This is a genomic window from Tepidimonas charontis (assembly GCF_007556685.1).
Classification (GTDB): Bacteria; Pseudomonadota; Gammaproteobacteria; order Burkholderiales; family Burkholderiaceae_C; genus Tepidimonas; species Tepidimonas charontis.
Map to the genome: position 1 here is coordinate 46,403 of NZ_VJON01000003.1, position 22,451 is coordinate 68,853.

Genomic DNA, 22,451 nt, shown 5'->3' on the forward strand with positions numbered 1-22,451 from the left:
CGCGGCGCTGCGACAATACATACCATGAGCACTGCTGAACCCCTGTTGGCCCGGCCGCTGCGGCTGGATACCACCGAGCCCGATTTCGAGGCGCGATTGGCGGCGCGCCTGCACTGGTCGGCCGAGACCGACGCCGCCATCGAGCAGCGCGTGGCCGCCATCGTGGCCGATGTGCGCGCCCGCGGCGACGCCGCGGTGCTCGAATACACGCGCCGCTTCGACGCGATCGAGGCGGCCTCGGTGGCGGAGCTGGAACTGGGTGCCGACGCCTTGCGCGCCGCCTTCGACGCCATTCCCGCCGCGCAGCGTGAGGCCCTGCAGCAGGCCGCAGGGCGCATCCGCCGCTACCACGAGGCGCAGCTGCAAGCCTGCGGGCGCTCGTGGTCGTACCGCGACCCCGACGGCACGCTGCTGGGCCAGAAGGTGACGCCGCTGGACCGCGTCGGCATCTATGTGCCGGGTGGCAAGGCGGCTTACCCATCGAGCGTGTTGATGAATGCGATTCCGGCCCACGTCGCCGGCGTCCCCGAGATCGTGATGGTGGTGCCCACGCCGCGCGGCGAGCGCAACCCGCTGGTGCTGGCCGCCGCGCACGTGGCTGGCGTCAGCCGCGCGTTTGCCATCGGCGGTGCCCAGGCAGTGGCGGCCCTGGCTTACGGCACGGCCACCATTCCCCAAGTGGACAAGATCACCGGCCCCGGCAACGCCTATGTGGCCAGTGCCAAGAAGCACGTGTTCGGCACCGTCGGCATCGACATGATCGCCGGCCCGAGCGAAATCCTGGTGCTGGCCGACGGCAGCACGCCCCCCGACTGGGTGGCGATGGATCTGTTCAGCCAGGCCGAACACGACGAGCTGGCGCAGTCCATTTTGCTGTGTCCCGACGCAGCGTATCTGGATGCGGTGCAGGCCGCCATCGACCGGCTGTTGCCCACGTTGCCACGCGCGGCCATCATTGCCGCCAGCTTGAATGGGCGCGGCGCGCTGATTCGCACGCGCAGCATGGAAGAAGCGTGCGCGCTGAGCAACCGCATCGCGCCCGAACACCTGGAGGTGGCCAGCCGCGAGCCGCAGCGCTGGGAGCCGCTGCTGCGCCACGCCGGCGCCATCTTCCTGGGTGCCTACACCAGCGAGAGCCTGGGCGACTACTGCGCCGGCCCCAACCACGTGTTGCCCACCAGCGGCACGGCGCGCTTTTCCAGTCCGCTGGGGGTGTACGACTTCCAGAAACGCTCCAGCCTCATCGAGGTCAGCGCCGCCGGCGCGCAGAGCCTGGGGCGCATCGCCTCGGTGCTGGCCCACGGTGAGGGGCTGCAGGCCCACGCACGCGCCGCCGAGCTGCGCCTGGACGCGGAGGGCAGGGCATGAGCGCGCTGCTGCAGGCGGCGCTCGAGCGCATCCGCACCGACGTGCAGGGTATGCACGCCTACGCCATTCAAGACGCGACCGGCCTCATCAAGCTGGATGCGATGGAAAACCCCTACCCGCTGCCCGAGGCGCTGCAGCGCGCGTTGGGCGAGCGGTTGGGCCGCGTACCGATCCACCGCTACCCGGGCGCGCGCATCGACGACCTCAAGCGCGCGCTGGCGCGCTACGTGGACCTGCCCGAGGGGGCGGCGCTGATGCTGGGCAACGGTTCGGACGAGCTGATCGCGCTGCTGGCCATGGCCTGTGACCGAGCGGGGGCCGCGATCGTGGCGCCGCTGCCGGGCTTTGTGATGTACGCGATGAGCGCGCAGCTGCAGGGCCTGGCATTCCATGGCGTGCCGCTGACGGCCGACTTTGCGCTCGACGCCGACGCCCTGTGTGAGGCTATCGCGCGGGTGCGGCCCGCCATCACCTACCTGGCCTATCCCAACAACCCCACCGCCAATTTGTGGGACGAGCGGGCGATGCGCCGCGTCATCGGCGCGGCGGGTGACATCGGCGGGCTGGTGGTCATCGACGAGGCGTATCAGCCCTTTGCCAGCCGCAGTTGGCTCGACGTCTGGCGCCGTGAGCGCGCCGACCACGCCCACGTGCTCGTCATGCGCACGCTGTCCAAGTTTGGGTTGGCCGGGGTGCGCATCGGCTACCTGATCGGGGAGCAGGCGCTGATTGCCGAGCTGGACAAAGTGCGCCCACCGTACAACGTCAGCGCGCTCAACGCCGAATGCGCTTTGTTTGCGCTGGAGCACGCCGAGGTCTACGCACAGCAAGCCGCCGCCATTCGCGCCGAGCGCCAGCGCCTGCTGGCGGCGCTGGCAACCCTGCCCGGCGTGCAGCCCTACCCGAGCGAGGCCAACATGATCCTGGTGCGTGTGCCCGACGCTACACGGGCGTTCGCCGGCCTGCGCCAACGTGGTCTCCTGGTCAAGAATGTTTCTACAATGCACCCGTTGTTGGCCAACTGCCTGCGGCTGACCGTGGGCACCCCTGCGGAAAACGACGCGCTGCTCGCGGCGTTGCCGCCTTCGCTATGACCACTTTGCCCGTACCTTCCGCTGCTGCGCGCGTCGCCGATGTGCAGCGCATCACCACCGAGACGCAGATTCGCGTGCGCGTCGACCTCGACGGCAGCGGACGTGCGCGGCTGGACACCGGCATCGGTTTCTTCGATCACATGCTCGACCAGATCGCACGCCACGGGTTGATCGACTTGGAGGTCGAATGCCGCGGCGACCTGCACATCGACGGTCACCACACGGTGGAGGACGTCGGCATCACCTTCGGGCAAGCGGTGGCGCGCGCGGTGGGCGACAAGCGCGGTATTCGCCGCTACGGCCACGCCTACGTGCCGCTGGACGAAGCGCTGTCGCGCGTGGTGGTGGATTTTTCCGGCCGACCCGGCTTGCACCTGGACGTGCGCTTCACGGCCGGCATGATCGGTCAGTTCGACACCCAGCTGGTGCACGAGTTTTTTCAGGGCTTCGTCAACCACGCCGGTGTGACGCTGCACATCGACAACCTCAAAGGCCACAACGCGCACCACCAGTGCGAGACCATTTTCAAGGCCTTTGCGCGCGCGCTGCGGGCGGCGCTGGAGCGCGACCCGCGGCTGGGAGATGCGGTGCCTTCCACCAAGGGCAGCCTGTGAGGTTGGCCGCTGTCTTTCCCGTCTGGTCACGATGAGCATCCCGGTCACGCGCGAAACGGTCGCCGTCGTCGATTACGGCATGGGCAATTTGCGTTCGGTGGCACAGGCCGTCGTGCACGCGGCCGCCGCTACCGACCACGTGGACGTGGTCGTCACCGCCAGCCCACAGGTGGTGCGCGACGCGCACCGCGTCGTGCTGCCCGGCCAGGGTGCCATGCCCGACTGCATGGCCGAACTCGAGCGCAGCGGCCTGCGTGAAGCGGTGTTGCATGCCGCCGCCACCAAGCCGCTGTTTGGCGTGTGTGTGGGCATGCAGATGCTGCTGCAGCACTCCGAGGAAGGCGATACCCCGGGGTTGGGGCTGATTCCCGGGCGTGTGGTGCGCTTTCGGCTGCAGGGGCAGCGCCAGCCGGATGGCAGTCGCTTCAAAGTGCCGCAAATGGGGTGGAACCGGGTCTGGCACGGGTTCGAGCGCGGCGCAGGCGACGGCGCGCCGCGCCATCCGCTGTGGACGGGCATCCCCGACGGCAGCTACTATTATTTCGTGCACAGCTACCACGCCCATCCGGACGACCCGGCCCATGTGGCCGCCGTCACCGACTACGGTGTGCGCTTTGCCAGCGCGATCGCGCGCGACAACCTGTTCGCCACCCAGTTTCACCCCGAAAAGAGCGCCGCCTGGGGGCTGGCGCTGTACCGCAACTTTCTTCACTGGACCCCCTGACGCTTGCGAGCTTTGCCGCCATGTTGCTGATTCCCGCCATCGACCTGAAAGACGGCCAGTGCGTGCGCCTGAAGCAAGGCGATATGGACCAGTCCACCGTATTCAGCGACGACCCGGCCGCGATGGCGCGCCACTGGGTCGAACAGGGGGCCGAGCGGCTGCACCTGGTGGACCTCAATGGCGCCTTTGCCGGCAAACCTAAGAACGAAGCGGCCATCCGCAGCATCCTGCGCGAGGTCGGCGATGAGATCGAGGTGCAGCTCGGCGGTGGCATCCGCGACCTCGACACCATCGAGCGCTACCTCGACGCCGGGCTGCGCTACGTCATCATCGGCACCGCCGCGGTGAAAAACCCCGGCTTTCTGCAGGATGCCTGCACGGCTTTCGGCGGCCACATCATCGTGGGGCTGGACGCCAAGGACGGCAAGGTCGCCACCGACGGCTGGAGCAAGCTCACCGGGCACGAGGTGGTCGATCTGGCGCGCAAGTTCGAGGACTACGGCGTCGAGGCGATCGTCTACACCGACATCGGCCGCGACGGGATGCTGAGCGGCATCAACGTCGATGCCACCGTGCGACTGGCGCAGGCGCTGTCCATCCCCGTCATCGCCTCGGGCGGCCTGTCCGGTCTGGACGACATCCGCCGCTTGTGCGAGGTCGAGTCCGAGGGCGTCGAGGGGGTCATTTGCGGGCGTGCCATCTACAGCGGCGCGCTCGACTTTGCGGCCGCCGTGCGCCTGGTGCACGAGCGCAGCGTGTGAAATCCATGCTGGCCAAACGCATCATCCCCTGTTTGGACGTCACCGGCGGCCGCGTCGTCAAGGGCGTCAACTTCGTCGCGCTGCGCGACGCTGGCGACCCGGTGGAAATCGCCGCCCGTTACAACGAGCAGGGTGCCGACGAGCTCACCTTTCTCGACATCACCGCCACCAGTGACGGACGTGACCTGATCCTGCCCATCATCGAAGCGGTGGCCAGCCAGGTGTTCATCCCGCTGACGGTGGGCGGCGGCGTGCGCACCGTCGACGACGTGCGCCGGCTGCTCAACGCCGGCGCCGACAAGGTCAGCTTCAACTCCGCTGCCATCGCCAACCCCGAGGTCGTGCGCGCGGCCTCGGCCAAGTACGGCGCGCAGTGCATCGTCGTGGCCATCGACGCCAAGCGCCGCAGCGCCCAGGACGGCCAGCGCCCAGGCCCCGATGGCGCGCCCATCGGCCCGGGCTGGGACGTCTATTCGCACGGTGGGCGCAAGAACACCTGGCTGGATGCGGTGGCCTGGGCGCGGCAGATGGTTGCCTTCGGCGCCGGCGAGATTTTGCTCACCAGCATGGACCGCGACGGCACCAAAGCCGGCTTCGATCTGGAGCTCACGCGTGCGGTCAGCGACGCGGTCGAGGTGCCGGTGATCGCCTCTGGCGGCGTCGGTCACCTGGACCACTTGGTCGATGGCATCCGCATCGGTGGCGCCGACGCCGTGCTGGCGGCCAGCATCTTTCACTATGGCGAATACACCGTTGCCCAGGCTAAGCAGCGCCTGGCCGAAGCGGGCATTCCCGTGCGGCTTTGACGGAGGCAAACGATGGATTGGCTCGATCAGGTGCACTGGGACGCGCAGGGCTTGGTGCCGGTGATCGCGCAGGAGCGCGACAGCGGTGACGTACTGATGGTGGCCTGGATGAACCGCGAGGCCCTGCAAAAGACCGCCGAGACCGGGCGCGCGGTCTACTACAGCCGATCGCGCGGGCGGCTATGGTTCAAGGGCGAGGAGTCGGGCCATGTGCAGCAGGTGCACGAAATCCGGCTCGACTGCGACAACGACGTCGTCCTGCTCAAAGTCACACAGCTCGGCCATGACCCCGGCATCGCCTGCCACACCGGGCGCCATAGCTGCTTTTTCCAGCGGCTGGATGTGGCCGCGGGCCGTTGGGACAGCGTCGAGCCCGTGCTCAAAGACCCGCAAACCATCTACCGCTGACAGCTGGAGCGGCTCCATGGAACACCTCCCCCTGGCCGATACCCTGCAGCGGCTGGCCGCCGTCATCGACAGCCGCAAGCCCAGCGCCGGCGGCGATCCGGACAAGAGCTACGTCGCGCGCCTGCTGCACAAGGGGCCGGACGCCCTTCTGAAAAAAATCACCGAGGAAGCCGGCGAAGTGGTGATGGCCGCCAAGGACCTGCAGCACGGCTCGGGCAGCGCGCACGCCCTCGTCGGCGAGGTGGCCGACCTGTGGTTTCACAGCATGATCGCGCTGGCGCACTTTGGCCTGGGGCCGGCGGACGTGGTGGCGGAGCTGGCCCGCCGCGAGGGGCTGTCGGGCCTGGAGGAAAAAGCCCTGCGCCAAGCGCGTGTGCGCGAGGCCGAAGCCGCGGCAGCCGCTGCACCGCCCACGCGCACCCACCATTCTCCATCGGGGAGCCTTCTGCCATGACCGCGCCCAACGATCCCATCGATGTCACGCCCACGCGCGTGACCCTGACCCCGGTGCGCACGTCCGAAGAGCTGGCCAGCCTGCGCCAGCTCACGCTCGTCGTCTATATCCTGTATGCCGTGTCGTGGTTCGTCGGCATCACGGCGCTGGTGGCCATCATCATCAACTACGTCAAGCGCGGCGACGTCGCCGGCACCCTGTACGAGAGCCACTTCACCTGGCAGATCCGCACCTTTTGGTGGGGCCTGTTGTGGGCGGTGCTGGGCGGGGTGACGCTGATGGTGGGCGTCGGGTTCGTCATCTTGCTGGCGGCCTTCGTCTGGACCGTCTATCGCCTGGTCAAAGGCTTTCTGTACTGGAACGACCGCAAGCCCCTGCCGGTGTGAGCCGTGCCGTGCGCACATGGGTCGCTACGTCGGCAGTCGTGCCGCGACTGCGCCACGGTCGCTATAGTTGCGGCTGCGCTGTGAGGTGCTCGGCGGGTGCCGGTGGCACACGCCTGCCCGTTATGGCCGCGCGTTGTCGTGTGCTGGAGTTCGCATGTCCTACGATCCCGATTGCATCTTCTGCAAAATCATCGCTGGCCAGATTCCGAGCCGCAAGGTGTACGAAGACGACGAGCTGTACGCCTTTCACGACATCCACCCCTGGGCGCCGGTGCACTTTTTGCTCGTGCCCAAGGCGCACATCCCCTCGATGGCGCAGCTGACGCCCGAGCACGAGCGCCTGATGGGACGCCTGATGGTGCTGGCACCGCGCCTGGCGCTGGAGCAGGGCTGCCTGCCGTATCCGGAAGGGGGGTTTCGCATCGTGTGCAACACCGGTGCCCATGGCGGACAGGAAGTGCACCACTTGCACGTGCACGTCATCGGCGGCCCGCGCCCGTGGCGCAAGGGCTAAAACGCGCGTGCGCGGCTGCGGATGCTCGGCGCGCCGCACACACAGCGCCAGCGCTTTGCGGCACAATGCGGCGCGGGCCGGCGCCGTGGCGGTGAAACCGGCGGCGCTGCGTAGAATCGAAGTCTTTGCATCGGGGCCGGCTGCCCCGTTCCTGGAGTAGAGCATGGGCAGTTTTTCCATTTGGCATTGGCTGGTCGTCCTGTTGATCGTGGTACTGGTGTTCGGTACCAAGAAGCTGAAGAACCTGGGCTCCGACCTGGGCGCGGCCGTCAAAGGCTTCAAGGACGGGATGGCGCAGGGCAACACCACGGACGCCGCCTCCACCCCGGCGCCGCAGGTGACCGCCGACAAGAGCGCGACCGACAAGACCACCATCGACGTCGACGCCAAGACCAAGTCGTAAGCGCCGCCGTCCGGCATGATCGATCTGGGTATTTCCAAACTGGCGCTCATCGGGGTCGTGGCGCTGGTCGTCATCGGTCCCGAGCGTCTGCCACGCGTCGCTCGCACCGTCGGGGCCCTGCTGGGCAAGGCGCAGCGCTACGTGGCCGAGGTCAAGGCCGAGGTCAACCGCACCATCGAGCTCGAAGAGCTCAAACGCATGAAGGAGTCGGTGGAGCGCACCGCGCGCGAGGTCGAATCGCAGGTCAGCTCGACGGCCGCTGATTTCGAGCGCGAATGGTCCGAGGTCACGGCGGGTCTGTCCAACGCGAGCACGGGAGCCGCCTCGGCCGCGCCCGATCTGTCCTCGATCGGCACGCCGCTGTACCCGGAGTACCGGCGTCCGAAGAAGAATTTCCGCCTCAAGCGCCAGGCCATCCCGCAGTGGTACAAGGCGCGCGCGGGTGTACGCACCCGGGCCCTGTCCGGCGCGGCGCGGGTGGCCCGCTACCGCCCCAAACTGCCTTCGCGTTGAACCATGTCCGATTCCCGTGATCCGGCCGACGAACTGGCCGGCACCGAGCAGCCCTTCGTCGCGCACCTGATGGAGCTGCGCGACCGCATCCTCTATGCCTTGGCGGGAGTGGGCGTGTGCATGGTGCTGCTGGCCATTTGGCCCGGCCCGAGCGGCCTGATCGACTTCATCGCGCAGCCGATACGCGCCCACATGCCGCCGGAGGCGCGCCTGATCGCGGTGGGCGTCTTCTCGCCCTTCTTCGTACCGCTGAAAGTGCTGATGATGGCCGGACTACTGATGGCCCTGCCGTGGGTCATCTATCAGGTCTGGGCATTCGTCGCCCCGGGCCTGTACAGTCATGAGAAGCGTTTTGCCCTGCCCTTGATCGTCATCGGCAGCGCGCTGGCCTATCTGGGCATTGCCTTTGTGCAGTTTTTCGTGCTCGATAAGATGTTCGCGTTCATTCAGGGGGTCACGCCCGCAAGCGTCAACGCCACGCCGGACATCGCTTCCTACGTCGAGGCCATCCTGTCGCTTTACCTGGCTTTCGGGCTGGCTTTTCAGGTGCCGGTGGTGGTGATGCTGTTGGTGCGCTTCGACATGGTCACGATCGACAAACTGAAGTCGTTCCGTGGCTACTTCATCGTCGTGTCCTTCATCATCGCCGCAGTCGTCACGCCGCCCGACGTGATTTCACAAATCGCGCTGGCCGTGCCGATGTGCCTGCTCTACGAGCTGGGCATCATCGGGGCGCGCTGGTTCGTGCGCGCCACCCGTGCACCGGACGACGAAGCTGCCGAAGGCGGGGCGGCCGACGGACGCTGACGGGCGGCCACGTCTCACACTGGCGTTGGGCTTCGATGGGTGAAGGCAGCGCCGCGGGCACGATTGCGCGTGCCCAACGGTTGCCGTTTAGCGTGTGGCGCCCTGCGGGGCAGGGCGGCGCTGCGGGACGACAGTGAGTCGCTGCACACCATCGCGGCGCTGGATTTCGATCTCGGCCGGGACGCCGGGGCGCAGGGCAGCCACCGCCGCGAGCAAACCCGGGACGTCGCGCACCGGTGTCTGACCCACACGCGTGATGACGTCGCCAGGCTGAATGCCGGCCTGTGCCGCGGGGCCGTTTTGCAGCACCCCTGTGACGATGACGCCGCGCGTCTTGGGCACGCCGAAGTGTTCCGCCAACTCGGGCGTGAGCTCTTGCGGCTCCACGCCGATCCAGCCCCGCGTGACGCTGCCGTCGCGCACGATCGCGTCCATGACCTCGCGCGCCGTGGCCATCGGGATCGCAAAGCCGATGCCCATCGAGCCGCCCGAGCGCGAGTAAATGGCGGTATTGATACCGACCAGGTGGCCTTCGGCATCCACCAGCGCGCCGCCGGAGTTGCCTGGGTTGATGGCGGCATCGGTCTGGATGAAATTTTCGAAGGTATTGAGCCCGAGGTGCGTGCGGCCCAACGCGCTGACGATACCTGCAGTCACCGTCTGTCCCACTCCGAATGGGTTACCGATGGCCAGTACGCGGTCGCCGATTTCCAGGGTTTCCGAGCGCCCCAGCACGATCACCGGCAGATCGGGCAAGTCGATGCGCAACACCGCCAAATCGGTCTCGGGATCGGTGCCGATGACGCGCGCGGACGCCTGCCGCCCGTCGCTGAGCTGCACCAGAATATCGTCGGCGCCCTCGATGACGTGGTTGTTGGTGAGTACGTAGCCGGCGGGGCTGACGATGACGCCGGAGCCCAGACCGGTTTGGGACCATGAGTCCTCCGAGTCTGGGTCGGCGGGGTCGCCAAACCAGGGCAGGTCGGCGTGCGGATTGGCCGTGGTCTTGCTCGCGCTGATGCTGACCACGGCGGGGGCCGCGGCCTTGGCGGCGCGGCTGAGGCTATTGGCCGCGATGGCGGCGCTGCGGGTGTCGGGTGCGACCTCGAGCACCGGCACCAGGCCGCTGAGCTCTGGGCGGTGCGCCAGCCACTGGGGTTTGAGCGTGGCGACCACGAACCACACCGCCAGCACCACCGTGACGGTTTGCGAAAACAACAACCAAAAACGTCTCATCGCGCAGCACAAAAAAAGCAAGGATATGGGCCGGGCCGATGGGCCTGACTCGGGCAGGAGTTGGACAAAGGGTTGACGTGTGTCAAAGACGCCGCGCCGCTTTGCCGTTTCAATGTATGCATTCGTCGACCCATGGAGGAGCAACCGCGTATGAAAGCGATTGTGGACCTTTTTTCGACCGACTACGGTCTCATGAGCCTGGGCGTCATCGCCTTCATCGTCGCGATGGCTGTGTGGTTTTACCGCTTTTTCAGCCGCAAGATGAATGAGTCGCAGCGGGCAGCCGGCCAATCCTGACCGACCCGCTTGGGCGGTGCGACAATGCCGCCCATGAACCAAGCGCATACCGAAAAAAGCACCGGCCACCCTGGGGCACACCGCGATGCGGTGCTGGCCACGCTGCAGGCGTGGCTGGAGCCGGGCCGGTTTCAGGATGTCGGGCCGAATGGGCTGCAGGTGGAGGGGCGGGCGCAGGTGCGCCGGCTCGTCAGCGGCGTGACGGCCAGTCGGGCGCTGATCGACGCCGCCATCGCGTTCGGAGCGGATGCGATCCTGGTGCATCACGGGCTGTTCTGGCGCAGGCAAAGCGGCGTCGTCACCGGCTGGCTGAAGCAGCGCCTGCAGCGCCTGCTGGCGCACGACGTCAACCTCTTCGCTTACCACTTGCCATTGGACGCCCACCCGACGCTGGGCAACAACGCCCAGCTCGGCCAACGCCTTGGCTTTACGCCCGAGGGCGACGCCTGGCAACGCTTTGGCGAGCAGCAATTGGGCTTTTTGGGACGCAGCCCCTGCGCGTCGCTGCCGGCGCTGTGCGCGCATATCGAGGCGGTGCTCGGGCGCACCGTCACTGCCGTGGCGGGCGACGGGCGGCCGATTCGGCGCGTGGCCTGGTGCAGCGGTGGGGCCCAGGGCTACTTCGAGGCCGCCATCGCCGCCGGCGCCGACGCGTTCGTGACCGGCGAAATCTCCGAGCCCCAAGCGCACCTGGCGCGAGAGTGCGGTGTGGCGTTTTTGGCGTGCGGCCACCACGCCACCGAGCGCTACGGAGCCGCCGCCGTCGGCGAAGCCTTGGCGGCCGAGTTCGGCTTGGAACACCGCTTCATCGACATCGACAACCCGGCCTGAATGCTGGGCCACTGCCGAAGCTTTGACGCATGTCTGCCGCCGACATCGACCCGAGTGCGCCGGCGCCCGCCGCCGCCGACCCAGGCCGCGCCGCCGGCGCTGCGGCACGTCCGATTGCCATCACGATGGGCGATGCGGCGGGCATTGGGCCCGAGATCGTGGCCGAGGTCTTTCGGCGCCGCCCGCATTGGTCGTCGCGCTGCGTCGTCATTGGTGACCTGGGCGTGATGCGGCGTGCCGTGCGCGTCAGCGGGGGCTTGTTGCCCATTGCCGAACTCGAAGGGCCGGCGCAGGCGGCCCAGGTGCCACCGCGCTGCGTGCCCCTGTGGCCGGCGGTGACGCTGCCGACGCTGCCGCCGTTCGGGCGCATCGACCCCGCTGCTGGCCGCGCCGCTGCCGACGCCGTGGTGCTGGCGGCTGAAGCGGCGCTGCGCGGTGAAGTGGCGGCGGTGGTCACCGCGCCACTGCACAAAGAGGCACTGGCCGCCGCTGGCTTGCCCTATCCGGGCCACACGGAGCTGCTGCAGGCGGTGGCGGCACGGTACCTGGGCGTGTCCACCACCGAGCTGCCCGTGCGCATGATGCTCTCCAGCCCCGAACTGCGCACCGTGCTGGTGTCGATCCACCTGCCGTTGCGCGCCGCCATCGACGCCGTCACCACCGAGGTCGTGTGGGAGACGATCCGCATCACGCACACCCACTTCACGCAGCGGCTCGGCTGGCCGCAGTGCCGCATTGCGGTGGCGGGGCTCAATCCGCACGCTGGCGAGGGCGGCTTGTTCGGGCGCGAGGAGATCGAGCACATCGCGCCGGCCGTGCAGCGCGCCCGCGCGGCCGGCTGCACGGTCAGCGGTCCGCATCCGCCCGACACCGTCTTCATGCACGCGCGCGCCGGCGCCTTCGACGTCGTTATCGCGATGTACCACGACCAAGGTTTGATCCCGGTCAAATATCTGGGTTTGGCCCATGGGGTCAATACCACCCTCGGTTTGCCGTTCGTGCGCACCAGTCCGGACCACGGCACGGCCTTCGATCTGGCCGGCCGCGGGGTGGCCGATCCGTCGAGCCTGATGGCCGCCATCGAGGCCGCGTGGGGCGACACGGTCCCCGTGCCAGCGGGCGCCGCTGCGGCGTCCGCATGACCTCGGCGGCGGCGCGGTCGATCCCGACCGGTACGTGGGCCACTCCGGGCAAACCCGCAGTCATCCGATACAATGGGGAGTGGTTTTGGGTATGTGTCGGCGCGTGGCGTCGATGCCTGCCCTGCGTTTGCCACTGTCATACAGAAAGATTCCCCCATGAGCGAAGCCACCGTCAACCAAGAGCGCCGGACTTGGCTGATCACCTCGTGCGCCGTGGGTGGCGCGGGTGCCGCCGCCGTCGCCGTTCCCTTCGTCAGTTCGTTCGCGCCGTCGGAGCGTGCGAAAGCCGCGGGTGCGGCGGTCGAGGTGGATATCTCGAAGCTGCAGCCGGGCGAAAAAATGGTCGTCGAATGGCGCGGTAAGCCCGTGTGGATCATGCGCCGCACGCCCGAGATGCTGGCCTCGCTGGAGAAGGTCGAGGATCAGCTCGCCGATCCCAATTCGGACCGCAAGGCCTACCCCACGCCGCCCTACGCGAAGAACCGGCACCGCTCGGTCAAGCCCGAGTACCTGGTCGCAGTGGGCATTTGCTCCCATCTGGGCTGCTCGCCCGTGGACAAGCTGCAGCCCGGTCCCCAGCCGTCGCTGCCCGATGACTGGCAAGGGGGCTTTCTGTGCCCGTGTCACGGCTCCACGTTCGACCTGGCCGGTCGCGTCTTCAAAAACAAGCCGGCGCCGGACAACCTGGAGATTCCGCCGCACTACTACGTCTCCGACACCGTGCTGCTGATCGGTGAAGATCCGCCCAAGGCGTGATGCCCGAGAACGCGACTGCACAGCTTCACGAGGTAACCACCATGGCCGAATTCAAGGAAGCCCCCGCCAACGCGTCCCGCGGCGAAAAGCTCCTGACGTGGATCGACAACCGTTTTCCGCTGACCAAGCTCTACAAAGAGCATCTGGCGGAGTACTACGCGCCGAAGAATTTCAACTTCTGGTATTTCTTTGGTTCGCTCGCCCTGCTGGTGTTGGTCATCCAGATCGTCACCGGCATCTTTCTCGTCATGCACTACAAGCCCGATGCGTCGCTCAACGCCGCTGGCGTGCCGGTGGCGTTCGCCTCGGTCGAGTACATCATGCGTGACGTGCCCTGGGGCTGGCTGATTCGCTACATGCACTCCACCGGTGCATCGGCGTTCTTCGTCGTCGTCTATCTGCACATGTACCGCGGCTTGATTTACGGCTCGTACCGCAAGCCGCGCGAGTTGGTGTGGATTTTCGGCGTGGCCATCTTCCTGTGCCTGATGGCCGAGGCCTTCATGGGCTATTTGCTGCCCTGGGGACAAATGTCGTACTGGGGTGCGCAGGTCATCGTCAACCTGTTCTCGGCGATTCCGTTCATCGGTCCGGATTTGGCCATTCTGATCCGCGGCGACTACGTGGTCAGCGACGCCACCCTCAACCGCTTCTTCAGCTTCCACGTCATCGCCGTGCCGCTGGTGTTGCTGGGCCTGGTGGTGGCGCACATCATCGCGCTGCACGAAGTCGGCTCCAACAACCCCGACGGCATCGAAATCAAGGCCACCAAGGACGCCAGCGGCAAGCCGCTCGATGGCATTCCGTTCCATCCCTACTACACCGTGCACGACATTTTGGGCGTGGCGGTGTTCCTGATGGTGTTTTCGGCCATCGTCTTCTTCGCGCCCGAGGCGGGTGGCTACTTCCTCGAGTTCAACAACTTCATCCCGGCCGATCCGATGGTGACGCCGCCGCACATCGCCCCGGTGTGGTATTTCACGCCGTTTTACTCGATGCTGCGTGCCACCACCGACCAAATGATGTACGTGCTGGTGGCGGTGGTGCTGCTCGGTGGCCTGCTGGCGGCGCTCAAGGGCAAGGGTCTGCTCGACAAGGCGTTTTGGCTCGGCGGCGCGGTGGTGTTGGCGGCGCTCATGCTCAGCATCGACGCCAAGTTTTGGGGTGTGGTGGTCATGGGCGGCGCCGTCGTCATCCTGTTCTTCCTGCCCTGGCTGGACAACAGCCCCGTGAAGTCGATTCGCTACCGCCCAAGCTGGAACAAGTGGCTGTACGGTTTGTTCGTGATCAACTTTTTGATCCTGGGCTACTTGGGCGTATTGCCGCCGTCGCCGATCGGCGAGCGTATCTCGCAGGTGGGCACGCTGTTTTACTTCGGCTTTTTCCTGCTGATGCCGTGGTGGAGCCGGATTGGCGAGTTCAAACCCGTGCCCGCCCGTGTCACCTTCCAGGCCCACTGATCACACAGGAGTCAACCCCATGAAGCGTTGGATTGCGACGGGTCTGGTGGCGTTGGGCGCCGTTTTCGGTGCAGCCAGCGTGGCGCAGGCCGCCGGCACCGATTTTCCGATGGATAAAGCGCCGCGCCTGACCACCGACCCTGCGGCGCTGCAGCACGGCGCCAAGATCTTTGTCAACTACTGCCTGAGCTGCCATTCGGCCTCGTTCGTGCGCTACAACCGCCTCACCGAGATCGGCTTGACCGAAAAGCAGATCAAGGAAAACCTGATGTTCACCACCGACAAGGTGGGGGATCAGATGATCGCAGCCATCGATCCGAAGCAGGCCAAGGCCTGGTTTGGCGCCCAGCCGCCCGATCTGTCGTTGGTGGCTCGTTCGCGTGCTGGCCACGGCTACAGCGGCGCGGACTATTTATACACGCTGCTGCGCGGTTATTACCGTGACGCCGATCGGCCCACGGGCTGGAACAATGTCGTCTTCCACAACATCGGCATGCCGCACCCGCTGTGGGAATTGCAGGGCGAGCGCCGTCCGGTGTTCGAAAAAGTGGTCAGCCACGGGAACGAAACCCAGGTTTTCCGAGGTTGGGAGCAGGTCAAGCCCGGCACCCTCAGTCCGCAGGAGTACGATCGCACGGTGGCTGACCTGGTCGCTTTCCTGGAGTGGATGAGCGAGCCGGTGAAGAACGACCGCATTCGCCTCGGCGTGTGGGTGCTGATTTTCCTGGGTCTGTTTACGATCGTGGCGTGGCGTCTGAACGCCGCCTATTGGAAAGACGTCAAGTGACCTCCATCTGATCGGGCCTGACCCGATCCTGCAGTGGGTGTGCCCGCCGAGCGGCGGCCACCCCTGTTTGCTTTCACAAGGAGCAAGCCGACCATGATGGTTCTGTACTCGGGCACCACCTGCCCGTACTCTCACCGTTGCCGCTTCGTGCTGTTCGAAAAGGGCATGGACTTCGAAATCCGCGACGTCGATCTCTACAACAAGCCCGACGACATCGCGGTGATGAACCCGTATGGGCAAGTGCCGATCCTGGTCGAGCGCGACCTCATCCTCTACGAGTCCAACATCATCAACGAATATATCGACGAGCGCTTTCCCCACCCGCAGCTGATGCCCGGCGACCCGGTGGACCGCGCGCGCGTGCGCCTGTTTCTGCTCAATTTCGAGAAGGAGCTGTTCAGCCACGTCTCCGTGCTGGAGCAGCGCACGCCAAAGCCCACCGACAAACAGATCGAGAAGGCCAAAGCCCATATCCGCGACCGGCTGACCCAGCTCGCCCCCGTTTTTCTGAAAAACAAATATATGCTGGGTGAGCATTTTTCGATGCTCGACGTCGCCATCGCCCCGCTGCTGTGGCGGCTGGATCACTATGGCATCGAGCTCAACAAGAACGCTGCGCCGCTGCTGAAGTATGCCGAGCGCATTTTCTCGCGCCCGGCCTATATCGAGGCGTTGACGCCCTCGGAAAAGGTGATGCGCAAATGATGGACGCCGAGCTGCCCTCCACCCGTCCGTATCTGGTGCGGGCGCTGCACGAGTGGTGCACCGATCACGGCTTCACGCCCTACATCGTCGTCGCCGTCGACGAGCGTGTGCAGGTGCCCAAGGAGTATGTGCGGGACGGGCAGATCGTGCTCAACGTCAGTTTCGACGCCACCAGCGGCCTGCGCATCGACAACGACGCGGTGAGCTTCAAGGCGCGCTTTGGCGGGGTGGCGCGTGATGTGCGCGTACCGATCGAGCACGTGGTGGCCATCTATGCGCGCGAAAATGGCCAGGGCATGGCCTTTCCGGCGCCCGCGCCCGCCGTTGGGGCGGATGGCACCGAGGACAGTGCCAGTCAGCGGCTGCAGATCGTAACCGCTGAACCGGGCGGCGGCGATACCGAGCCGAACGCCGAGACGCCGACACCGCCCGATACGCATCAAGGTCCCGGGCCCCGTGGCGGCAAGCGCCCGACGCTGACACGGGTCAAGTGATCGCCCATTCGGGCGCTGGTGGCGGGCTACAATCGGGCTTGTCTTGCGTCGTCGCAGGTGCCGTTTGGCCCTGCCGCCCGACAGCTTGCATCCGGCCGCTTTAGCTCAGCTGGTAGAGCACCCGCCTTGTAAGCGGAAGGTCGTCTGTTCGAATCAGACAAGCGGCACCATCCCATCGAACCTTCTTGTCCGCCGCCGGCTGCATGCCACATGATTCTGTTGCCGTGATGCGGGGCCAGCCTGCGGGATGGGCGCCTCTGGCGTGGGCCGTGTGGGTTGTCGCACTGGTGGCTGCTGTCGCGGGGCGGCCGTTGCTGCCCATCGACGAGACCCGCTATGCAGCCGTGGCGTGGGAGATGTGGCGTGACCAACATTGGCTCTATCCCACGCTCGACGGCGCGTTTTACGCGCACAAGCCCCCCTTGTTGTTCTGGCTGACGTTACTGGGCTGGCACGTCTGGGGCGTCGCCGACTGGGTGCCGCGCGCCCTCGTCGCGCTCATGGGCGGCGCGGCCATGGTGGGCACGGTGCGCTTGGCAGCGCGCCTGTGGCCAGACACGCCGGCAGCGGGGCACTGGGTGCCGATGGCGTTTGGTTTGCTGTGGATATGGCCGCTGTATGCCCCGGCCTGGTACTTCGATGTGCCCAACGCGCTGTGGTGTGTGATGGGCGTGCATGGGGTGCTGGACGTGGCGGCGCGCCGCTGGCGCCGCGCAACCCTGCTGCTGTTGGCCGCCTCGCTGGGCGGTGTGTTCACCAAAGGGCCGATGGTGTGGTTGACTGTCGGTGCGGTGGCGGTATGTGCGCCCCTGTGGGGGCCGCGCTGGACGGGTTGGCGTCGCCCGAGCTGGATGGGGGCGGCGGTGCTGCTTGGCTCGCTGATGGCCGCGGGTGCCTTGGCCTACGGGGCTTGGCTGTGGGCAGCCAGCATTGCCGCAGGGGAGCCCGTCTGGCGCGCGGTGCTGGGTGCGCAGGCGCTCGATCGGGTCAGCACCGACGCCGACCACGCCGCACCGTGGTGGTGGTACCTTGGGCAGTTGCCATGGATGTTGTGGCCCGGCTGGCTGCTGGTGCTGGCGCTGTGGCGCAAGGGGATGAGGCTGGGAGCGGACGCCGGCACGCTCCTGGTAGTAGGGGCGTTCGTCGTGCTGGGGGTGGTGCTGTCGCTGGTGGCGGGCAAGCGCCCCCATTACTGGATGGGATGGTTGCCGTTGGCGGCCGCGTGGTTGGCGTGGTGGCTGGCGCGGGCGCAAGGGCCGTGTGCGGTCACACCCGTCTGGCGTTGGTTGGCCGCACTGCCACCGTTGCTGCTGGCGCTCGCCTTCGGGGCCTGGGCGACACGGCCGTACCCGCAAACCGTGTACGGATGGACCGGCCCAGCGTTGTGGGCGGTGGTGGCGCTGCCCATTCTCTGGTCGGTGTGGCTGCTGTGGCCAGCCGTCACCACCGCGCAGTGGGTGCGCCGCCTGGCTACGGGTGGGGGCGTGGTGATGTTGGCGTTACACCTCACCTTTCCCACGGCCACCAACGGGGCCTGGCAGGTACGTCCCCTGGCCGAGCGGGTAGGGCAGGCCATGCGCGCGGGCACCCCGGTGGCGTGGGCTGCGGGTGCGCACCACGGGGTGCTGACGTTTTACGGACGCTTGCCGCGCACCCCGCAGATCATCGACCCTTCCGAAGTCGATGCTTGGGTGCAGCGCCATCCGAACGGCTGGGTGTTGGTGCGCAGCGAGCACCCGCAGGCCGGTTGTACGCCATACCGTGGCCGCTGGTTGTGCCTGCGAACTGGCGTGTAGCGATGAGGGCAGGCCCAGGGAGGCCAGCAAGCGGTGGCGTTTCAGGTAGCGCAGACGTACGCTCGGAGCGCCGACGAAGGATCAGGGGAAGCCGTTTCGCCCGTCGTGCCGCGGGCCCCACGAAAAGGTCGCCTGGAGGGCGACATTGGCGGAGAGAGAGGGATTCGAACCCTCGATACGGGGAAGTCCCGTATACCGGATTTCGAGTCCGGCGCATTCGACCACTCTGCCATCTCTCCGCGGCCGAAAAGTTCTATTGTAGCAGGGCAGGGGCAGCAGCGCCCCTGTGCAGCGCGCCGGTGTTCCACCGATGGACCGGGCCCTGGCACGCCCGGCCTGCGCGGGGCTGCGTCGGTCGCAGCCGGGTCAGGTCTCGCGCAGTCGCTGCAGGGCTGCTTCGATCTCATGGTTCGGCACCAGCGCGTGGACGAGCGCGTGCAAGTCGAGGCAGGCGGCCCAGCCCTGGGCTTTGAGGCGCGCCACGGCCTGGCCGGCTTCGCGTCCGTTGGCAAAGCCCTGGCTTTGCAGCAGCACGTGTCCCTTGGCGTCGGTGAGTTTGAAGTAAAAGCGTCCGTCGGCTTCGCGGTACTGTTTGAACACCGGGGCAGCGGGTTTGGCGGCGGAAGCGGCACCTGCGCTGGTCGGGGCAGGTTGGGTATCGAGCGGGCGCAGGCCCACCGCGTGGCGCAAGCGCGCCATGAAGGGGCTGGCCTGGGCGCGCGCTTTGGCGGCGCCGGCGCGCAAATAGGCCTCGACGCGCTCGGGATGCGCCATCAGCTCGTCGTAGGTGGCGCGCATCGGGGCGATTTCACGGTCGATACGCTCGAACAGGCGCTCCTTGGCTTCGGCCCAGGCGATGCCGGCGGCAAAATCGCGCGCCAGCGCCGCCGTTTCGTCTGCCGTGGCGAAGGCCTGGTAGATCTGAAACAGCGCCGAGCCTTCGGTTTCCTTGGGCTCACCGGGCGCGCGCGAGTCGGTGACGATGCCCATGATGAGGCGGCGCAGCTGTTCGCGCGGGGCGAATAGCGGGATGACGTTGTCGTAGCTTTTGCTCATCTTGCGCCCGTCCAGGCCCGGCAGCGTGGCCACCTGCTCGTCGATGACGGCTTCGGGCAAGGTGAAATGTTCGCCATAGAGGTGGTTGAAGCTGGCGGCCAGGTCGCGCGCCATTTCGATGTGCTGGATTTGGTCGCGACCCACGGGCACGCGGTGGGCGTTGAACATCAGGATGTCGGCTGCCATCAGCACCGGGTACATGAACAGGCCCATGGTGATGCCATCGTCGGCGTCGCGCCCGTCGGCCAGGTTTTTGTCCACCGCGGCCTTGTAGGCGTGGGCACGGTTGAGCAGCCCCTTGCCACAAACGCAGGCCAGCAGCCAGGTGAGTTCGGGGATTTCGGGGATGTCGGACTGGCGGTAGAAGGTCACGCGCTGCGGATCCAGCCCGCAGGCGATCCAGGTGGCGGCGATTTCCAGCGTGGAGCGCTGCACGCGCGCCGGGTCGTGGGTGGAGATGAGGGCGTGGTAGTCGGCCAGAAACAGATAGCTGTCGACGCCGGCTTGGCGGCTGGCGCGCACGGTGGGACGAATGGCGCCGACATAGTTGCCCAGGTGTGGGGTGCCGGAGGGTTTGATGCCAGTGAGGACGCGAACGCAGGTCATGGGTGCACAGTCAAGCCAGGGGGAAGCGTGAGGGAGGTTGGCCGCATGGCGGAGTCAGGTGCCGCGGGGCTGGGCCACGGGCGTCAAAACAGCAGCCAGCGCAGCGGCGCCAGCAGCCACTCGATGCCTTGTGCCGTCAGGCGCATCAGCGGGCGCAGCCACAGGGTGCTGACGATACCGGTGATCACCAGCGCCATGACGATGAAAAAGCCGTAGGGCTCGACCCGCGCCAGCGTCATCGCTGGGCGCGGGGGCAGCAGCCCCACGAGGATACGCCCGCCATCGAGCGGCGGCAGCGGAAACAGGTTGAAGACGAACATGACGATGTTGACCATCACGCCGGCGCGCGCCATACCGTTGAAGAACGGCTCGTGAATGCCAGCGGCCACCAGCACGTAGCCCAGCGCCGCCCAGGCGATGGCCTGCGCCAGGTTGGCGGCGGGCCCGGCCAGCGCCACCAACACCATGTCGCGCTTGGGGTGGCGCAGCCGCGCAAAGTTGACCGGCACCGGTTTGGCATAGCCGAACAAAAAGGCCCCGGCGGTGGCGAAGTACAGCAGCAGCGGCATCGCAACGGTGCCGATGGGGTCGATGTGCCGCATCGGGTTGAGCGTGATGCGCCCGAGCCGCTCGGCCGTGGGGTCGCCGAAATGGCGCGCTGCGTAGCCGTGCGCCGCTTCGTGTACGGTGATGGCAAACAGCACCGGCAGCGCATACAGCGCGATGGTCTGGATGATGTGGGCGAAATCCATGGGGCGATTGTCGCAGGTGACGTGAACCCGTGCCGCGGGCACCTGGGCGCGGGCTGCCGCCGTCGTGGTTCGATGGGCCACGGCGGGCGTCGACGTTGCAACCGACGCACACGGCATGGCCCAGGCACGCCATCCCGCCGCCCTACAGTCCCAGCGGCGCCAGCGCACCGAGTCCGTGGCGCAGTACGACGGGCTCGCCGCCCGTGCCCATCGGCGTCAAATCGACCACTGTGGTGGGCTCGTGCGGGCAGGCACCGGCGTCGATCACCGCGGCCACCTCGTGCTGCAGACGTTGGCGGATGACGTCGGGGTCGTTGAGCGGCACGTCGTCACCGGGCAGGATCAGCGTCGTGCCCAGCAGCGGGGCGCCGTGCAGGGCCAGCAACTCCCGCAACACCAGGTGCTGCGGCACGCGCAGACCGATGGTTTTGCGCGCCGGGTGGCTGACGCGCCGTGGCACTTCTTTGGTGGCTTCCAGGATGAAGGTGTACGGACCCGGAGTGGCGGCTTTGAGCAGGCGGTACTGGCGGTTGTCCACGCGCGCGTAGCTGGCCAATTCGGACAGATCGCGGCACAGCAGGGTCAGGTGGTGGCGCTCATCGACGCCGCGGATGCGCCGCAGGCGTTGCACCGCCGCCTTGTCATCCAAATGGCACACCAAGGCGTAGCTGGAATCGGTGGGAACGGCCAGCACGGCGCCCGCCTGCAGTGCTTGCACGGCTTGGCGCAGCAAGCGCGGCTGGGGGTTGAGGGGGTGGACTTTGAAGCGCTGGGCCATGGCGGGCGCTTCAGTGGATGATGCGGTCGGCCAGCAGCTCCCACACGGGGGTCAGGCGCCCCTGCAGCAGCGGCAGGGCGCCCAAATCGGTGTGTGATTCGTCGGGGCTGTGAAAATCGCTGCCGCGCGAGGCCGCCAGCCCAAACTCCAGCGCCAGATCGGCGTAGCGCAGCGCTTCGGCCTCGCTATGGCTGCCCGTGACGACTTCCACCGCCTGCCCGCCGTGCGCCTTGAACTCGGCAAACAGGGCGTACTCCTGGGTGGGATTGGGGTGGGCATAGCGGGCCGGGTGGGCGATCACCGCCACCCCGCCTGCGGTGCGAATCCAGCGCACCGCATCGCCCAGCGTGGCCCAGCGGTGCTCCACGTAGCCGGGCTTGCCTTCGGTGAGAAAGCGCCGAAACACCTCGTGTGTGTCGTGGCACACGCCGGCCTCGACCAGATAGCGCGCGAAGTGGGTGCGCGAGATCAACTCCGGGTTGCCCACGTACTTGAGTGCGCCTTCGAACGCGCCGCGGATGCCGACGGCCGCGAGCTGCTCGGCCATCTCGCGCGCGCGCCGCTCGCGGCCGCCGCGCGTGCGCGCCAAGCCGTCACGCAACTGGGCGTCCTCCGGGTCCACGCCCAGGCCGACGATGTGCACGGTCAGGCCGGCAAAGGTCACCGAAATTTCGACCCCGGTCAGATACGGCAGGCCCAGCGCGCGCGCCGCCTGCATGGCGCGCTGCTGCCCGCCAAGCTCATCGTGGTCGGTCAATGCCCACAGCTCCACACCGTTGGCGTGCGCACGCGCGGCCAAGGCCTCCGGCTCCAGTGTGCCGTCGGAGATGGTGGAGTGGCAGTGCAAATCGGCGTTCAGGATGGCCATGACGCAGGCATTGTAGGGCCGCGGCTACACTCGCG

The 22,451-nt window shown here is 67.2% G+C and carries 27 protein-coding genes and 2 tRNA genes; 23 read left to right on the forward strand and 6 right to left on the reverse strand.

The annotated features are described in order from the left end of the window. Positions 1–24 precede the first annotated feature (24 nt). The 13 genes from hisD to tatC all read left to right on the forward strand — a co-directional run bounded on the left by hisD (position 25) and on the right by tatC (position 8,852). Positions 25–1,368 carry a histidinol dehydrogenase gene (gene hisD, locus Tchar_RS01770; protein ID WP_144327381.1) on the forward strand — a complete coding sequence of 448 codons (1,344 nt, stop codon included), beginning with the start codon at positions 25–27 and terminating at the stop codon, positions 1,366–1,368. Further along, positions 1,365–2,462: a histidinol-phosphate transaminase gene (gene hisC / locus Tchar_RS01775; protein ID WP_144327382.1), complete on the forward strand. Its 1,098-nt coding sequence runs from the start codon at positions 1,365–1,367 to the stop codon at positions 2,460–2,462. The genes hisD and hisC overlap by 4 nt, the downstream gene beginning before the upstream one ends. Beyond that, positions 2,459–3,076, forward strand: a complete 618-nt coding sequence (gene hisB / locus Tchar_RS01780; protein ID WP_144327383.1) for an imidazoleglycerol-phosphate dehydratase HisB — start codon at positions 2,459–2,461, stop codon at positions 3,074–3,076. The genes hisC and hisB overlap by 4 nt, the downstream gene beginning before the upstream one ends. Before the next feature lie 31 nt (positions 3,077–3,107). After that, positions 3,108–3,800 (forward strand): imidazole glycerol phosphate synthase subunit HisH, encoded by a 693-nt coding sequence (hisH, locus tag Tchar_RS01785; RefSeq protein WP_144327384.1) that lies wholly within the window; start codon positions 3,108–3,110, stop codon positions 3,798–3,800. Between the two features lie 20 nt (positions 3,801–3,820). Then, positions 3,821–4,561, forward strand: a complete 741-nt coding sequence (hisA, locus tag Tchar_RS01790; protein ID WP_144327385.1) for a 1-(5-phosphoribosyl)-5-[(5-phosphoribosylamino)methylideneamino]imidazole-4-carboxamide isomerase — start codon at positions 3,821–3,823, stop codon at positions 4,559–4,561. A gap of 5 nt (positions 4,562–4,566) precedes the next feature. Next, positions 4,567–5,367 (forward strand): imidazole glycerol phosphate synthase subunit HisF, encoded by an 801-nt coding sequence (hisF, locus tag Tchar_RS01795; RefSeq protein WP_144327436.1) that lies wholly within the window; start codon positions 4,567–4,569, stop codon positions 5,365–5,367. Between the two features lie 12 nt (positions 5,368–5,379). Continuing rightward, entirely contained in the window at positions 5,380–5,775 is a 396-nt protein-coding gene (hisI, locus tag Tchar_RS01800) for a phosphoribosyl-AMP cyclohydrolase (protein WP_144327386.1), read from the forward strand. A gap of 16 nt (positions 5,776–5,791) precedes the next feature. Continuing rightward, the gene (locus Tchar_RS01805) at positions 5,792–6,229 is read left to right on the forward strand and encodes a phosphoribosyl-ATP diphosphatase (RefSeq protein WP_144327387.1); all 438 of its coding nucleotides are present in this window, start codon (positions 5,792–5,794) and stop codon (positions 6,227–6,229) included. Beyond that, positions 6,226–6,615, forward strand: a complete 390-nt coding sequence (locus Tchar_RS01810; protein ID WP_236640095.1) for a DUF4870 family protein — start codon at positions 6,226–6,228, stop codon at positions 6,613–6,615. The genes Tchar_RS01805 and Tchar_RS01810 overlap by 4 nt, the downstream gene beginning before the upstream one ends. A gap of 154 nt (positions 6,616–6,769) precedes the next feature. Then, positions 6,770–7,129 carry a histidine triad nucleotide-binding protein gene (locus tag Tchar_RS01815; protein WP_144327388.1) on the forward strand — a complete coding sequence of 120 codons (360 nt, stop codon included), beginning with the start codon at positions 6,770–6,772 and terminating at the stop codon, positions 7,127–7,129. A gap of 163 nt (positions 7,130–7,292) precedes the next feature. Continuing rightward, complete coding sequence (tatA, locus tag Tchar_RS01820) at positions 7,293–7,532, forward strand: Sec-independent protein translocase subunit TatA (RefSeq protein WP_144327389.1); 240 nt, start codon at positions 7,293–7,295, stop codon at positions 7,530–7,532. 15 nt (positions 7,533–7,547) lie between these two features. Beyond that, entirely contained in the window at positions 7,548–8,045 is a 498-nt protein-coding gene (gene tatB / locus Tchar_RS01825; protein ID WP_144327390.1) for a Sec-independent protein translocase protein TatB, read from the forward strand. A gap of 3 nt (positions 8,046–8,048) precedes the next feature. Further along, a complete protein-coding gene (tatC, locus tag Tchar_RS01830) occupies positions 8,049–8,852 on the forward strand; it encodes a twin-arginine translocase subunit TatC (protein ID WP_144327391.1) in 804 nt (267 codons plus the stop codon). A gap of 87 nt (positions 8,853–8,939) precedes the next feature. Here the strand turns inward: tatC and Tchar_RS01835 are convergent, their stop codons facing one another. Continuing rightward, the gene (locus tag Tchar_RS01835; protein ID WP_144327392.1) at positions 8,940–10,088 is read right to left on the reverse strand and encodes a S1C family serine protease; all 1,149 of its coding nucleotides are present in this window, start codon (positions 10,086–10,088) and stop codon (positions 8,940–8,942) included. Between the two features lie 150 nt (positions 10,089–10,238). On the opposite strand from Tchar_RS01835, the gene Tchar_RS01840 reads away from it, so the two are divergent. The 10 genes from Tchar_RS01840 (at position 10,239) to Tchar_RS01885 (ending at position 18,356) form a co-directional block, all read left to right on the forward strand. Continuing rightward, the gene (locus tag Tchar_RS01840) at positions 10,239–10,385 is read left to right on the forward strand and encodes a DUF3149 domain-containing protein (RefSeq protein ID WP_201739270.1); all 147 of its coding nucleotides are present in this window, start codon (positions 10,239–10,241) and stop codon (positions 10,383–10,385) included. Between the two features lie 24 nt (positions 10,386–10,409). Next, positions 10,410–11,216 (forward strand): Nif3-like dinuclear metal center hexameric protein, encoded by an 807-nt coding sequence (locus tag Tchar_RS01845; RefSeq protein ID WP_408033528.1) that lies wholly within the window; start codon positions 10,410–10,412, stop codon positions 11,214–11,216. Positions 11,217–11,245: 29 nt separating this feature from the next. Beyond that, on the forward strand, positions 11,246–12,358 hold the full coding sequence (gene pdxA / locus Tchar_RS01850; RefSeq protein ID WP_144327394.1) for a 4-hydroxythreonine-4-phosphate dehydrogenase PdxA: 1,113 nt from the start codon (positions 11,246–11,248) through the stop codon (positions 12,356–12,358). Between the two features lie 156 nt (positions 12,359–12,514). Further along, positions 12,515–13,114: a ubiquinol-cytochrome c reductase iron-sulfur subunit gene (gene petA, locus Tchar_RS01855; protein WP_144327395.1), complete on the forward strand. Its 600-nt coding sequence runs from the start codon at positions 12,515–12,517 to the stop codon at positions 13,112–13,114. 41 nt (positions 13,115–13,155) lie between these two features. Beyond that, positions 13,156–14,574, forward strand: a complete 1,419-nt coding sequence (locus Tchar_RS01860) for a cytochrome b (RefSeq protein ID WP_144327396.1) — start codon at positions 13,156–13,158, stop codon at positions 14,572–14,574. Positions 14,575–14,593: 19 nt separating this feature from the next. Further along, complete coding sequence (locus Tchar_RS01865) at positions 14,594–15,361, forward strand: cytochrome c1 (RefSeq protein WP_144327397.1); 768 nt, start codon at positions 14,594–14,596, stop codon at positions 15,359–15,361. 93 nt (positions 15,362–15,454) lie between these two features. Further along, positions 15,455–16,066: a glutathione S-transferase N-terminal domain-containing protein gene (locus Tchar_RS01870; protein ID WP_144327398.1), complete on the forward strand. Its 612-nt coding sequence runs from the start codon at positions 15,455–15,457 to the stop codon at positions 16,064–16,066. Then, complete coding sequence (locus Tchar_RS01875; RefSeq protein WP_144327399.1) at positions 16,063–16,560, forward strand: ClpXP protease specificity-enhancing factor; 498 nt, start codon at positions 16,063–16,065, stop codon at positions 16,558–16,560. Before Tchar_RS01870 ends, Tchar_RS01875 begins: the two co-directional genes overlap by 4 nt. A gap of 94 nt (positions 16,561–16,654) precedes the next feature. Next, positions 16,655–16,730 (forward strand) — tRNA-Thr (locus tag Tchar_RS01880). A 99-nt stretch (positions 16,731–16,829) separates the two neighbouring features. Beyond that, the gene (locus Tchar_RS01885) at positions 16,830–18,356 is read left to right on the forward strand and encodes an ArnT family glycosyltransferase (protein ID WP_144327400.1); all 1,527 of its coding nucleotides are present in this window, start codon (positions 16,830–16,832) and stop codon (positions 18,354–18,356) included. A 146-nt stretch (positions 18,357–18,502) separates the two neighbouring features. Here Tchar_RS01885 and Tchar_RS01890 read toward each other — a convergent pair. The 5 genes from Tchar_RS01890 to Tchar_RS01910 all read right to left on the reverse strand — a co-directional run bounded on the left by Tchar_RS01890 (position 18,503) and on the right by Tchar_RS01910 (position 22,416). After that, positions 18,503–18,595 (reverse strand) — tRNA-Ser (locus Tchar_RS01890). Between the two features lie 127 nt (positions 18,596–18,722). Beyond that, the gene (locus Tchar_RS01895) at positions 18,723–20,018 is read right to left on the reverse strand and encodes a tryptophan--tRNA ligase (RefSeq protein WP_144327401.1); all 1,296 of its coding nucleotides are present in this window, start codon (positions 20,016–20,018) and stop codon (positions 18,723–18,725) included. An 83-nt stretch (positions 20,019–20,101) separates the two neighbouring features. Beyond that, the gene (locus tag Tchar_RS01900) at positions 20,102–20,770 is read right to left on the reverse strand and encodes a site-2 protease family protein (RefSeq protein WP_144327402.1); all 669 of its coding nucleotides are present in this window, start codon (positions 20,768–20,770) and stop codon (positions 20,102–20,104) included. A gap of 142 nt (positions 20,771–20,912) precedes the next feature. After that, positions 20,913–21,548, reverse strand: a complete 636-nt coding sequence (locus Tchar_RS01905; protein ID WP_144327403.1) for an L-threonylcarbamoyladenylate synthase — start codon at positions 21,546–21,548, stop codon at positions 20,913–20,915. A gap of 10 nt (positions 21,549–21,558) precedes the next feature. Then, positions 21,559–22,416, reverse strand: coding sequence for a 3',5'-nucleoside bisphosphate phosphatase (locus Tchar_RS01910; protein WP_144327404.1), 858 nt, complete (start codon positions 22,414–22,416; stop codon positions 21,559–21,561). Positions 22,417–22,451: the final 35 nt, after the last annotated feature.